Annotated in this window: 6 protein-coding genes; 3 read left to right on the top strand and 3 right to left on the bottom strand. The window is 62.0% G+C overall.

What is annotated here, in order from left to right:
• Nucleotides 1–5: 5 nt before the first annotated feature.
• Entirely contained in the window at nt 6–1,430 is a 1,425-nt protein-coding gene (gene ccoN, locus ACGJAX_RS27220) for a cytochrome-c oxidase, cbb3-type subunit I (protein WP_390956824.1), read from the bottom strand.
• 93 nt (nt 1,431–1,523) lie between these two features.
• Here ccoN and ACGJAX_RS27215 point away from each other — a divergent pair, with 93 nt between their 5' ends.
• Entirely contained in the window at nt 1,524–2,201 is a 678-nt protein-coding gene (locus tag ACGJAX_RS27215) for an alpha/beta fold hydrolase (protein WP_390956823.1), read from the top strand.
• 132 nt (nt 2,202–2,333) lie between these two features.
• On the opposite strand, the gene ACGJAX_RS27210 is transcribed toward ACGJAX_RS27215, so the two are convergent.
• Together ACGJAX_RS27210 and ACGJAX_RS27205 are read right to left on the bottom strand one after the other, a co-directional pair.
• The gene (locus tag ACGJAX_RS27210) at nt 2,334–3,899 is read right to left on the bottom strand and encodes a methyl-accepting chemotaxis protein (protein WP_390956822.1); all 1,566 of its coding nucleotides are present in this window, start codon (nt 3,897–3,899) and stop codon (nt 2,334–2,336) included.
• A gap of 6 nt (nt 3,900–3,905) precedes the next feature.
• Entirely contained in the window at nt 3,906–4,058 is a 153-nt protein-coding gene (locus ACGJAX_RS27205; RefSeq protein ID WP_390956821.1) for a hypothetical protein, read from the bottom strand.
• Between the two features lie 158 nt (nt 4,059–4,216).
• On the opposite strand from ACGJAX_RS27205, the gene ACGJAX_RS27200 reads away from it, so the two are divergent.
• Nucleotides 4,217–11,776, top strand: coding sequence for an SDR family NAD(P)-dependent oxidoreductase (locus tag ACGJAX_RS27200; RefSeq protein WP_390956820.1), 7,560 nt, complete (start codon nt 4,217–4,219; stop codon nt 11,774–11,776).
• An 8-nt stretch (nt 11,777–11,784) separates the two neighbouring features.
• The gene (locus ACGJAX_RS27195; RefSeq protein WP_390956819.1) at nt 11,785–13,134 is read left to right on the top strand and encodes an aminotransferase class I/II-fold pyridoxal phosphate-dependent enzyme; all 1,350 of its coding nucleotides are present in this window, start codon (nt 11,785–11,787) and stop codon (nt 13,132–13,134) included.
• Nucleotides 13,135–13,484: the final 350 nt, after the last annotated feature.

The raw sequence follows: 13,484 nt of genomic DNA, 5'->3' as shown, positions 1-13,484 counted from the left end.
ACTCCTCAGGCCATCTGCGCGGCAGCGGCAACGTCGGCAGGCTGCGAGGCCCGCACGGTGCGCCAGGTGTTGTAAGCCATCAGCAACATGCCGCTGAGGAAGATCGCCCCGCCCACCAGCCGAACGATGAAGCCCGGATGGCTGGCCGCCAGGGTTTCGACGAAGGAGTAGGTCAGCGTTCCGTCTTCATTGACTGCGCGCCACATCAGGCCCTGGGCGATGCCGTTGACCCACATGGAGGCGATGTACAGCACGGTGCCAATGGTCGCGAGCCAGAAGTGCGCGTTGATCAGGCCGATGCTGTGCATCTGTGGGCGACCGAAGACTTTCGGGATCATGTGGTACAGCGCGCCAATGGAAATCATCGCCACCCAGCCGAGTGCGCCGGCGTGCACGTGGCCGATGGTCCAGTCGGTGTAGTGGGAGAGGGCGTTGACGGTCTTGATCGCCATCATCGGCCCCTCGAACGTCGACATGCCGTAGAACGCCAGGGACACCACCAGGAAGCGCAGGATCGGATCGCTGCGCAACTTATGCCAGGCCCCCGAGAGCGTCATCATCCCGTTGATCATCCCGCCCCAGCTCGGAGCCAGCAGGATCAGCGACATCACCATGCCCAACGATTGCGCCCAGTCCGGCAGCGCGGTGTAGTGCAGGTGGTGCGGGCCGGCCCAGATATAAAGGGTGATCAGCGCCCAGAAGTGCACGATGGACAGGCGATAGGAATACACCGGGCGTTCGGCCTGTTTCGGCACGAAGTAATACATCATCCCGAGGAAACCGGCGGTGAGGAAAAAGCCCACGGCGTTGTGCCCGTACCACCACTGCACCATGGCATCGGTCGCACCGGAATACACCGAGTAGGACTTGGTGAGGCTCACCGGCAGCTCAAGGTTGTTGACGATGTGCAGAATCGCCACGGTGATGATGAACGCACCGAAGAACCAGTTACCGACGTAGATGTGCTTGGTCTTGCGCTTCATGAGCGTGCCGAAGAACACCACGCCATAGGCGACCCAGACTATGGTGATCAGGATATCGATCGGCCATTCCAGCTCGGCGTACTCCTTGGAGCTGGTGTAGCCCAGCGGCAGGCTGATGGCGGCCAGCAGGATCACCAGTTGCCAGCCCCAGAAGCAGAACGCGGCGATTTTTGGCGCGAACAGTTGTGTCTGGCAGGTGCGCTGCACGGAGTAGAACGAACTGGCGAACAGGGCGCAGCCGCCGAAGGCGAAGATCACCGCGTTGGTGTGCAGCGGGCGCAAGCGGCCGAAACTGGTCCACGGCAAATTGAAGTTGAGTTCGGGCCAGACCAACTGGGCAGCGAGAAAAACCCCGAGCCCCATGCCGACGATGCCCCACACCACCGTCATAATGGCGAATTGGCGGACCACCTTGTAGTTGTAGGCGGTACTGATAGAAGTGTTCATGGTTCCCCATCCACGGTTCAGCCGAAGTGGGCGCTTGCGCAAGGCAGTGTCCCCTTCGCCTGGAGTTATAGGCAGACTAAAAGCGAGGCAAGCATGGACAAGAAGCACAAGGCCGGTATTGACGGGGATCAATGGGCGCAGTGCGTGCGGGATCATGGATGGCTGTGGAATGCCGCCGTGGCGCCGGCTTCGGCGACGCTGATTCTGGCCCATGGTGCCGGTGCGCCGATGGACAGCGACTGGATGAGCGACATGGCTGCACGCCTTGCCGCACAGGGCGTCAACGTCTTGCGCTTCGAATTTCCCTACATGGCGCAGCGGCGTGTCGACGGCGGCAAGCGCCCACCGAATCCGGCACCGAAGCTGCTGGAGTGCTGGCGCGAGGTATACGCCGTGGTGCGACGCCATGTCGCCGGGCGTCTGGCCATTGGTGGCAAGTCCATGGGCGGGCGGATGGCCAGTTTGCTGGCGGATGAAATGGGGGCCGATGCGCTGGTGTGTCTGGGGTATCCGTTCTATGCCGTGGGCAAGCCGGAGAAGCCGCGTGTGGAGCATCTGGCTGAGTTGAAGGCGCGGACGTTGATCGTGCAGGGCGAGCGAGATGCATTGGGCAATCGCGAGACGGTCGAGGGGTATGCGCTGTCACCGAGCATCGAGCTGATGTGGCTGGCGGCGGGGGACCATGATTTGAAGCCGTTGAAGGCCTCAGGGTTTACCCATGAGGAGCACCTGGCGGCTGCGGCGCAGAAGGTTGCATCATTCCTTCAGTGAGGCTTTGTTGAGACGCTGATCAGCCCATCGCGAGCAAGCTCGCGATGAGGGACTGCCAGGCAGCATCACGTTCACAGACTCAAAAAAAACCCGGAAGCTTTCGCGATCCGGGTTTTGTTTTTCCAGCAGCTATCAGCGATTGAACCGCTCCACCAACGAATACTGGGTATTCGCGGTCTTGGTCAGCTCTTCGCTCAGCAGCGCCGAGTTCTGTGCCTGTTCCGAAGTCTGGTCGGCGAGGGTGGAAATGTTGCTGATGTTGCGGCTGATTTCCTCGGCGACCGCGCTTTGCTCTTCGGTCGCGGCAGCGATCTGGGTGGTCATGTCGGTGATGTTGGCCACCGCTTCGCTGATGCCGACCAGGGCCTGGTCCGCCTCCAGTACCCGCGCCACACCTTCTTCCGCCTGACGATGCCCGGCTTCCATGGTCTGCACCGCCGTGCCGGCCGTTTGCTGGAGCTTGGCGATCAGGGCGTGAATCTGCCCGGTGGATTCGCTGGTGCGTTGCGCCAATTGGCGCACTTCATCCGCCACCACAGCAAAGCCACGACCCATCTCACCGGCGCGGGCCGCTTCGATGGCGGCGTTCAGCGCCAGCAGGTTGGTCTGGTCGGCGATGCCTTTGATCACATCGACCACACCGCCGATTTCGTCGCTGTCCTTGGCCAGTTGGGTCACGGTCTGTCCGGTTTCTCCGACCACCACCGACAGGCGCTGGATGGCTTCGCGGGTTTCCCCGGCGATATCACGGCCACGCCCGGTCAGGCGATTGGCTTCCTGGGTGGCGTCGGCGGTGCGTTGCACGTGGCTGGCGACTTCCTGAGTCGTGGCGGCCATCTGGTTGACGGCGGTGGCCACCTGCTCGGTTTCGACGCGCTGGCGCTCCAGGCCCGAGGAGCTGTTGTGAGCCAGGGTGTCGGACTGTTTCGCCTGGTCGGTCAGGTGCTCGGCGGTGTCCTGCAAGCGGGTCAGGCAGGTTTTCAGGCGGGCTTCCTGGCTGAGGATCGACATCTCCAGACGCGCCTGGGCACCGCGGCTGTCGGTGTACATCTGTGCGATCAGCGGGTCCGAGGTGGTCTGCTCGGCCAGTTGCAGCAAACGCTTGATGCCGCGTTGCTGCCAGCTCAGGCCCATCAGGCCCAGTGGCACCGAGAGAGCGGCGGCCAAGGCAAACCCCCACTGGGAGTTCAGCGAGGCACCGATCATGAAGCTCAACTGGCTGACCAGAATGAACGGCAGCCAGTCTTGCAGGATCGGCAACCATTTATCGGTGGAAGGAATGGCCGGCTTGCCCTGATTGATGCGTTGGTAGAGCGCTTCGGCACGGCGGATCTGTTCGGCGGTGGGCTTGACCCGCACCGACTCGTAACCGATCACCTGATTGCCTTCGAAGATCGGCGTCACATAGGCGTTGACCCAGTAGTGATCACCGCTCTTGCAGCGATTCTTGACAATGCCCATCCATGGCAAGCCTTGTTTGAGTGTTGCCCACATGTGCGAGAACACCGCGGCCGGAACGTCGGGGTGGCGAACCAGGTTATGCGGCGCACGGATCAGTTCCTCACGAGAAAACCCGCTGATTTCGACGAAGGCGTCGTTGCAGTAGGTGATCAGTCCCTTGGCATCGGTGGTGGAAATCAACCGTTGCTGAGCCGGGAAGGTCCGTTCGCGTTGTGTGATGGGCTGGTTGTTACGCATGGCTTTTCAATCCGCAAGGCTTTCAAGAGTTGTCGGCTGCGTCGCGAATTTGTTGAATTTTTTTTTGCGGAACCTGAAGCGTGTCGCAAATTCGCCGCGAAAACGAAGGTCGAGCCGCCGGGCGGCTGCGCTTTTCAGGTTTCCCTTGATGGGATCCAAGCGTATGATCCGCGGCTGTTTTGCGTGGGTGTTTGCTGCGGTCAAGGTTGGCTCAGTACATGGCCCTCAAGGTGTCGCCGGGTTTCCAGCATTTACATTAATGGAATTTGATTGTTGTTCAGCTTTGGAAAAGGGCTGGGGATAAAGGGTTAGTTTCAATGCTTAAAAAAGTTGCAATCATAGGGACGTCGTTCAGGTTTCCAGGATCTACTTCTGCAACTTTTTGGCCGCAACTGCTGGACCGGCGAAGCTTCATTACCCAAGCAGATTTTTCCCGCTGGTCCAAAGACGAATTCTTGCACCCGGACAAGGCAAACCCTGCAACGTCCTACACCTTTGCTTCCGGATCCCTGGGCGACATCTCGACCTTCGACGCCGGATTCTTCAATATTTCGCCTCGTGAAGCGGCGGTCATGGACCCTCAGCAGCGCTTGTTGCTGGAGCTTGGCTGGGAATTGTTCGAGAACGCCGGCGTCAAGCCGTCGAGCCTGCGAGGCAGCGATTGCGGTGTGTACCTGGGCATAGCCAGTGTCGACTACAGCTACCGCCTGGCCCATGACATGTCGATGATCGACGCCGCCACCGCCACCGGCAACACCTTCAGTATCGCGGCCAACCGGTTGTCCTTTTTCTACGACCTGCAAGGTCCGAGCATGGCCATCGACACGGCATGCTCTTCTTCGTTGATCGCGTTTCACCAGGCTTGCCAGGCCATTCAGAGCGGCGATATCGAACAGGCGATCACCGGCGGGATCAGCCTGCACCTGCATCCTTTCGGCTTCCTGATTTTTTCCAAGGCTTCGATGTTGTCGCGCACTGGGCAATGCCACGTGTTCGATGAGGCGGCGGACGGCTATGTCCGTTCCGAAGGCGCCGGACTGTTCTACCTGAAGGATTACGACAAGGCGATCGAGGACGGTAACCAGATCCTCGCGGTCGTTGCCGGCACGGCGGCCAATACCGATGGGCGCAAGTCGAGCCTGACGGTCCCGAATGCGGATGCACAGATTGCCCTGATGAAACAGGCTTACGATTCGGCAGGCATCAATGCGGCCGACATCGATTACCTGGAGGCTCACGGCACGGGCACGCCGGTGGGCGATCCCATCGAGAGCCGGGCCATCGGCGAGGCGCTGGGCCAGCAACGCCCATCGGATCAGCCACTGCTGATCGGCTCGGTCAAAAGCAACATTGGCCACCTCGAGGCCGCCTCTGGCGTCGCCGGCCTGATGAAGGCGCTGCATTGCGTGATCGAGCGCAAGGTGCCGCCGACCATTGGCATCAACAAGCTCAATCCGAACATTCCTTTCGCTGATCTCAACCTGAGGGTGGTCACCGAAACCCAGGCCCTCAAACCCACTGGAAAACTGGTGGTCGGGGTCAACTCCTTCGGGTTCGGCGGGGCCAACGCCCACGTGATCCTGGAGAGCCCGCCACCGGCAGCGCCAGCTGCGAGCCAGGCACAACACCATGTACCGCTGATGGTTTCGGCCAAGGACAGCGCAGCCCTGGCCGAGCAGTGTGAACAGCTTGCGCAGTTCATGTCCGCGCCGGACGCACCGAGCCTCTACGACGTCGCCTACCAATCGCTGTGCCGCCGCGAATTGCACCCGCAAAGGGTTGTTGTACTCGGTGCGCAAACGCAGGGCAGTGCACAGGCGCTACTGGATTTCGCCACCGTACCTGGCGTGCCGGCACTGTCGGCGGTCCTGGAAAGTGGCCGTGCCGTGGAGCAGGCCAACGGTCCGGTGTTCGTTTACTCCGGCAATGGTTCGCAGTGGCAGGGCATGGGCCGGTCCTTGCTGGCCGACCCGGTGTTCCATCAGGCGGTTGCCGAGCTGGACGCGATTTTCCAACCCTTGTCCGGTTATTCGTTGATCGCGGAACTGGCGGGTGAGCTGGGCGACGACCGTTATCCGCTGACCGAGTTTGCCCAGCCGGCGCTGTTTGCATTGCAGGTGGGTGTCACCCGCATGCTGGCGGAAAAAGGTGTCGTGCCGGTGGCCGTGATCGGCCACAGCGTGGGTGAAGTCGCGGCCGCCTGGGCGTGCGGCGCGTTGACACTGAATGACGCCACGGCCGTGATCTACCATCGCAGTCGCCTGCAAGGCTTGACCAAGGGCTGCGGCCAGATGTCGGCGGTCGGCTTGTCGGGTGATGACACCGCGAGCCTGTTGCAGACACTTGGCCTGGACAGCGAGTTGGTTGTCGCCGGCGATAACAGTTTCAAAGGGGCGACCGTCGCCGGCTTGCCGGCAGCCCTGGATACCCTGGAGAGCGCCCTGACCGAGCGTCAGGTGTTCGCCCGCCGCCTGGGTCTCGATTATGCGTTCCACTCGCCGGCCATGGAGGTGATAGCCGATCAGGTGGTCGCAGCCTTGAGCGATATCGTTCCGGGACCTGCGCGTATTCCCCTGTATTCGACCGTGACCGGCCACCTGCTGGCTGGCGAATGCCTGGACGCCGAATACTGGTGGAAAAACATCCGTTATCCGGTGCTGTTCAAATCAGCCAGCGAAGCGCTTGTCGAGCAGGGTTACAACGTGTTCGTTGAAGTCGGGCCACACCCGATCTTGCGTGCCTATGTGACCGATGCACTGAACAGCCAGGAACGGGAAGGTGTTGTGATTCCGACCGTGCTGCGCGGCGACGAGTCCCTGCAGTCCATCGACCGCACCCTGGCGAAGGTGCTGATTGCCGGTGTCGACATCGATCTGCAATGCCTGTTTTCCGCTCCCGGGCGTTTCGTGCAGTTGCCCAATTACGCCTGGCAGCGTGAACGTCTGTGGGTTGGCGAGTCGCCGGAATCGAGCGGCAAGCTGCAGCGTGAGCGCGTGCACCCGCTGCTCGGTTACCCGTTGCCGGAACACGAATTCACCTGGGACAACCGCCTCGATACGCAACTGTTCCCGTCACTGGGCGACCACATGGTGGGCGACTCGGTGTTGTTTCCGGGGGCAGGCTTCACCGAGCTCGCACTGGCTGCTGCCTTGCAGTATCAACCCGGCGAATTCGTTGAAATCGAAGAACTGGAGATTCACAGCCCGCTCTTGCTGCATGCGGAATTCAGCAAGAAAGTCCGGGTGACGGTCGATAGCAGCGACGGCACCGTTTCCATTGTGTCGCGTACCACCGCCCAGGCTGAGCCGTGGGTGCAGCATGTGGTCGCCAGGCTGCCCGGCGAGGCGCGCGGCGTCCTGCTGGCCTGTGCTGCGCCGGCCTTGCCGGCACGTGCACCGGATTTCACTTCGTCCGGGCACCTGGCGCTGACCCGTGCCGTCGGCCTCAATTATGGTCCGGCCTATCAGGCGGTGGAGGCCGGCTGGATCGAGGGCAACCAGGTGTTGGCGCGCTTGGCGGTCCCGACCTCGATCGAAGCAGAACTGGCCAGCCTGAATCTACACCCGGCGTTGCTGGACAGTGCCTTCCAGTTGATCACCCAGCTGTTGAGCCAGGAGGCCGGCAGCCGCAAAGGTCTGGCCTTTATTCCGGTGAAGCTGGGGCGCATCGCCTTTGCCGCCGGCAGCCTGCCGCCTTGTCTGGCCCAGGTCAGCCTGGTGAAACGCTCGGAGCATTCGCTGCTGGCGGATTTCACCCTGTACGACGCCGACGGCCGCGCGGTCATCTGCATCAAGGACGCGCGTTTTCGTGGGGTGCGACTGCACAAGGATCGCAGCGGCGATATCAAGCTGGCGGATTTTGTCGGGGTTGCCAAACCCTATCCCGCCAATGAACGCGCCGTGCCCACGGCCGGTTCAGGGTTGCAGGCATTGCTGCAGCAGCACCTGGACACTGTCGCGGATGAGCCCGGGCTCGTGCGGTATGCCCATGAAATCGACCCCTTGCTCGACGGTTTGTGCGCCAGCTTCCTGCTCGAAGCCATCGACAAACTCGGCGGTGAACTGACCCGCCAGCAGCACGCCACCTGGAACGCCGGTCGTTATCTGGATCATTTGCTCGCACAAGCGGTGGAGGATGGCAGCCTGGTCTCGGTCGGCAATGACGCCTGGCAATTGGCCGATCAGGGCGAGCGCGCGAGTGCCCAGGACATCTGGCAGGAACTGTTCCGCAGCTATCCCGAGCATTTCCAGATCATTCATTCGGTTGGCCGTATCGGCATGCACCTGCTGGAGCTGATGAGCGGCCAGGTGGAGCTGGCGCAGTTGTTGCCACGGGAAACCACACCCGCCGTATTGACCCGCCTGGTGCTCGGCGCTGGCGGCTACCACGCGGTGCTGGGTGGTGTGCGCGAGCACATCGCCCAACGGTTGCGCGCCCTGCCTGACGGGCAGCGCTTGCGAATTCTCGAGCTGGGCTTCGAAGGCGCGCCATTGGCGGCCGATCTGTGTGTTGGCCTGGATTTCGATCGGGTCGACTATCAGTACGTGGCTCGCAACATTGAAGGGCTGTCGATGCTCCAGGCTGACGTCCCGGACCTTCAGGTGCTGAACCTGGAAGACGCGGAAAAAGTGGCCCGGGTGCCGGCCAATGACTTCGATTTGCTCCTCGTCGCCACCGACCTGGCACCACTGGAAGCACTCAGCCAGGGCTTGCAACAGGCGAGCGCCAGGTTGGGTGCCAGGGGCGAAGTGCTGCTGCTGGCGCAACACCCTGCGCGTTGGGCCGACTTCACTTTCGGCGCCGAGCCTTCCTGGTGGCTGGCCCGTCAGGGGCAGCAGGCACTCTCGGTGCAGCAGACCCCGGGTTTCTGGCAACAGGAATTGCGGCGTCATGGGCTGACGGTAGCCGAGCCCCTGGAGTTGATTCCGGACATGGCATCCGGCAGCTATTTGCTGGTGGCCGCCAGGGACAACGCGAAGCCCCTCGCGGTTGCCCCGGCGTATCCGCACCAACGCTGGATGCTGGTCGCCGACGAGCAAGGGCCTGAAGGCCCGTTGGCCGAGGCGCTGGCCACGATCCTGCGCGAGCAGGGTCAGGACGTCGCGCTGCTCGTGCCGGGCTCGGCCGCAGTACTGACGCAACAGTTGAGTGCAGGGCCGGCGGCTCAGCACATCGTGATGCTCGCCGGTCTGTTCGCCTCCCAGGGGCTGGATGCGCAGGCGGATCGCTGCATGCTGGCGGCGTCCATCACTCAGGCCTGTGAGTCGGCCGGCATCGCCGCCGACTGTTGGTTGCTGACCTCGGGCGCCGCTGTTCATCTGCTGCCCCCAGGCGCTGCGCAGGAAACGACGGTGACTCATATCGCCGATGCGGCCTTGTGGGGTTTCGGTCGGACCCTGAGCAACGAAGCGGTCGGCTGCCGTGTCCGTCTGCTCGATCTGGCAATGGGCGCCGACGCCGGGCACCTGGCCACGGCGCTGCTCAATGCCGATGAAGAAACCGAACTGGCGATCAGCGCGGCGGGCGATCGCTATGTCGCACGGCTGCGAGTCCAGCCCGATGAATGGCCGCAAGACGGCACGCCGCAGGTGCCGGCGCAGATCAAGCTCGGGTTCGACTTGCCGGGACAACTGCGTCATTTGCGCTGGGAAGCAGGGGAGCCAAGGCTACCGGCTGACGACCAGCTGGATATTGAGGTTCAGGCGACCGGTCTGAATTTCCGTGATGTGATGTATGCATTGGGCCTGCTCTCCGATGAAGCGATTGAAAACGGCTTCTCGGGTCCGACGCTGGGCTTTGAATTTGCTGGCGTGGTGCGTGGCAAAGGGGCGATGGTCGAGGGCGATTTCCAGCCGGGCGACCGCGTCGTGGGCTTCGGTCCGTCGAGCTTCGCCAATCGCCTGGTGACCAATGCCAACGCGGTGGCGCGCATTCCTGAAGGCATGTCCTTTGAGGCTGCGGCGACCATCCCGAGTACCTTCTTTACCGTGTACTACGCCGTGCATCACCTGGCGCGCCTCGAACCGGGCGAGAAGATCCTGATTCACGGTGCTGCGGGCGGTGTGGGGATTGCGGCGATCCAGATTGCCAAATGGTGCGGCGCCGAAATCTATGCCACCGCCGGCAGCGACGAAAAACGCGATTTCCTGCGGCTGATGGGGGTCGAGCACATTTTCGACTCGCGTTCGCTGGCCTATGCCGATGACATCCTGGCCATCACCGATGGCCGAGGTGTGGATGTGGTGCTCAACTCGCTGGCGGGCGAGGCGATCAATCGTAATCTGCGGGTTCTCAAACCCTTTGGCCGCTTCCTCGAACTGGGCAAGCGGGATTTCTACCAGAACACCAGGATCGGCCTGCGCCCGTTCCGCAACAACATCAGTTACTTCGGCATCGACGCCGACCAACTGATGAGCGAGCGCCCGCAACTGACCCGTCGACTGTTCGGCGACATGATGGAATTGTTCCGCGACGGCCTCTTGAGCCCATTGCCGTACCGTGCCTTCGATGCCAATGAAGTGGTCGAAGCCTTCCGCTACATGCAGCAGGCACGGCAGATCGGCAAGATCGTGGTGACGTACCGCTCGCCGATTCGAGGTGTTGTCGCGACATCAATGGCGCCCGCACCGACGTTGTCGCTGGCTGCGCAGGGCAGCTATCTGGTCACCGGCGGGCTCAGTGGTTTCGGTCTGCGCAGCGCGCAATGGCTGGTGGAAAAAGGCGCCCGGCACCTGGTCCTGCTGGGTCGACGTGGCGCCGCGACGGAAGAGGCGCAACCCTTGTTGGCGATGTGGCGCGAACAGGGCATCGAGGTCCAGGCACTGGCCTGTGACATCACCGATCGCGCACAGCTGCTGTCCGTCATGTCGCGTATCCAGGCCAGCGGCCAGCCGTTGCGTGGCGTGGTGCATGCGGCAACGGTGTTCGATGACGGCTTGATTCGCAATCTGACCCGTGAACAACTGCAGAGCGTTCTGGAGCCCAAGGCCAAGGGGGCGCAGTACCTGCATGAATTGACGGCCCATTTGCCACTGGACTTCTTCGTACTGTTCTCCTCGGCAACCACCCTGTTCGGTAATCCGGGGCAGGCCAACTATGTGGCCGCCAACCATTGGCTCGAAGCACTGGCGCGCCATCGCCTGGCGCTTGGTTTGCCGGCCACCAGTGTGCTGTGGGGGGCCATCGATGATGCGGGGTTCCTCGCCCGCAACCAGGACATCAAGGACGCCCTGCAAAGCCGCATGGGTGGTGCGGCCCTGCAGTCGCAGGCGGCGTTGCAGACCCTGGAACGCTTGCTGTTGCAACGCCGTTCGGGCCTGGGCGTGCTGGAGCTGGACTGGAAGGCGTTGTCGCGCTTCCTGCCAGCCGCCGGCTCACCCAAGTTCAATGAACTGGCGAGGTTGCACGGCGGCGAACAGGACGAAGAAAGCGATGCCGACGATATCCAGCGGCTGCTGGCGGAAATGGACGACCCCGAGCTGATCGAGCTGTTCAATGAAATGCTCAAGCAGGAAATCAGCGAAATCCTGCGTATACCCACCAGCAAACTGGATATCACCCGACCGCTCCAGGAGTTGGGGCTGGACTCGCTGATGAGTGTCGAGCTGGTGGTCGCGGTCGAGGAGCGGTTCGGTGTGCGTCTGCCGGTCATGGAACTGAGCGAAGCGTCGAACATCGGCAAGATCACCGTGCGCATCCTTGAGCTCTTGCGCGGCAACCAGGACGGTGATGTGCAAGCGGATGGCGAAAAAAACCTGCAGTCCCTGGCGAGCGAAACGTTCTCGCGTCATGGCGTCGACATCTCCCATGACGACATCGCGCAACTGAGCGATGGCCTCGACGCCCAGGGTTCCAAACTTTCACGCTTGATTAATTGATCCGGACCATGACCCATAAAACCTCGCCCGGGCTTGCCACTTCGATGAAGGACAAGCTGATCCAACAAGCCCTGGAACGGCGTCTGCGCAAAACCGGCGATGGCGCACCAAGCCCATCGCTGGAAGGTTTCAAGGGCACTCCGAAGGAGGCGTTCGGGCAGTTCTGCCGATTTGACCAGTTCCCCGGCTATCAGCAGCTACGCATCATGCTCGACGGCGCCGCGCGCTTTGGCCTGGCCAATCCGTTCTTCAAGCTGCATGAAGGATTGGCGGGGGCTGAAATCGTCATGGGTGGCAGCCGCTATGTGAATTTCGCGAGCTACAACTACCTGGGGTACTCGGGTCACCCGGTAGTCGCCGAGGCTGCCAAGGCCGCCATTGACCAGTACGGCACCTCGGTATCGGCCAGCCGTCCAGTGTCGGGCGACCGTCCGATTCATCGCGAGCTGGAGCAGGCATTGGCTCGCCTCTATGAAGTGGACGATGCCATTACCTTCGTCAGTGGCCATGCGACCAACGTGACCACCATCGGTTACCTGTTCGGCCCACGGGACCTGATCCTGCATGACGAACTGATTCATAACAGCGTGCTGCAGGGCATCCAGTTGTCCGGTGCGCGGCGCTTGAGCTTTGCCCACAATGACTGGGAAGCGGTCGACCGGGTGCTGAGCGATCAGCGTCAACATTTCGAACGCGTGCTGGTGGTGCTCGAAGGCATTTACAGCATGGACGGCGATTTCCCGGATTTGCCTCGTTTCGTCGAGCTCAGAAGCAAACACCAGGTGTTGCTGATGGTGGATGAAGCGCATTCCCTGGGGGTCATGGGGCAGACCGGCAAAGGCATCCGTGAGCATTTCGGCCTGGCCGGCGGTGATGTGGATATCTGGATGGGCACCCTGAGTAAAAGCCTGGCCAGCTGCGGTGGATACATTGCCGGTGAGTCGGCGTTGGTGGAACACCTCAAATTCCTGGCGCCGGGCTTTCTCTACAGTGTCGGCATGCCGCCATCGGTGGCGGCGGCAGCGTTGGCGGCGTTGCGTTGCCTGCCGGAAGATGGCGAGCGCGTCGCCACCTTGCAGGCGCGTGGCCGGCAATTCCTTGAGCTTGCCAGGGACGCGGGACTGGACACCGGCACCAGCACCGGTCTGGCGGTAGTGCCGGTCATCACGGGCAGTTCGCTCAAGGCCACCCAATTGTCCAGCGCATTGTCCCGTCGTGGCATCAACGCCCAGCCCATCCTGCATCCGGCAGTGCCCGAGAAATCGGCGCGCGTGCGCTTTTTCGTGTCGTGCCTGCACACCCCGGAACAAATCGCCGAGACCGTCGCCATCGTTGCGCAGGAACTGCGCAAGCTCTGAGGCGCGCGTCCGAAGACCAACGCAATCTTCGATGACGTCTTCGCCGGCAAGCCGGCTTCTACGGGTTTGGCGTGATCTGCAGGTGTACGCGTTTTTGTAGAGACCGTCTTACTCGTCACCGGGCAAGCCGGTTCCTGCAAGGGCGGCGACCTCACCATGACAAAACCTGCCACCCACCCCTCAAGTCCTGCGCGGCATGCAGGGTGCGTTGGCTCTCCAATGTGCTGTGATCCATTGATTTTGTGTTCTATCGGCAAAAGATCTCAGCCTGCGGCAGCTCCTACATGGAATGTGCTGGAGCGGTATGGGATTTAGGAAAAGTCCTACAGAAAGCTCGTTGGGTCTTCCGT

It is taken from the genome of Pseudomonas moorei, from assembly GCF_042846945.1.
Classification (GTDB): domain Bacteria; phylum Pseudomonadota; class Gammaproteobacteria; order Pseudomonadales; family Pseudomonadaceae; genus Aquipseudomonas; species Aquipseudomonas moorei.
The sequence above is the reverse complement of the archived record's forward strand: the minus strand, read 5'-3'. Positions and strand labels throughout refer to the sequence as shown.

What these genes read in the sequence shown, in the direction of transcription:
- ccoN (WP_390956824.1), bottom strand. Translation starts at nt 1,430, where the DNA reads ATGAACACTTCTATCAGTACCGCCTACAACTACAAGGTGGTCCGCCAA.
- ACGJAX_RS27200 (WP_390956820.1), top strand. Translation starts at nt 4,217, where the DNA reads ATGCTTAAAAAAGTTGCAATCATAGGGACGTCGTTCAGGTTTCCAGGA.
- ACGJAX_RS27195 (WP_390956819.1), top strand. Translation starts at nt 11,785, where the DNA reads ATGACCCATAAAACCTCGCCCGGGCTTGCCACTTCGATGAAGGACAAG.
- ACGJAX_RS27215 (WP_390956823.1), top strand. Translation starts at nt 1,524, where the DNA reads ATGGACAAGAAGCACAAGGCCGGTATTGACGGGGATCAATGGGCGCAG.
- ACGJAX_RS27210 (WP_390956822.1), bottom strand. Translation starts at nt 3,899, where the DNA reads ATGCGTAACAACCAGCCCATCACACAACGCGAACGGACCTTCCCGGCT.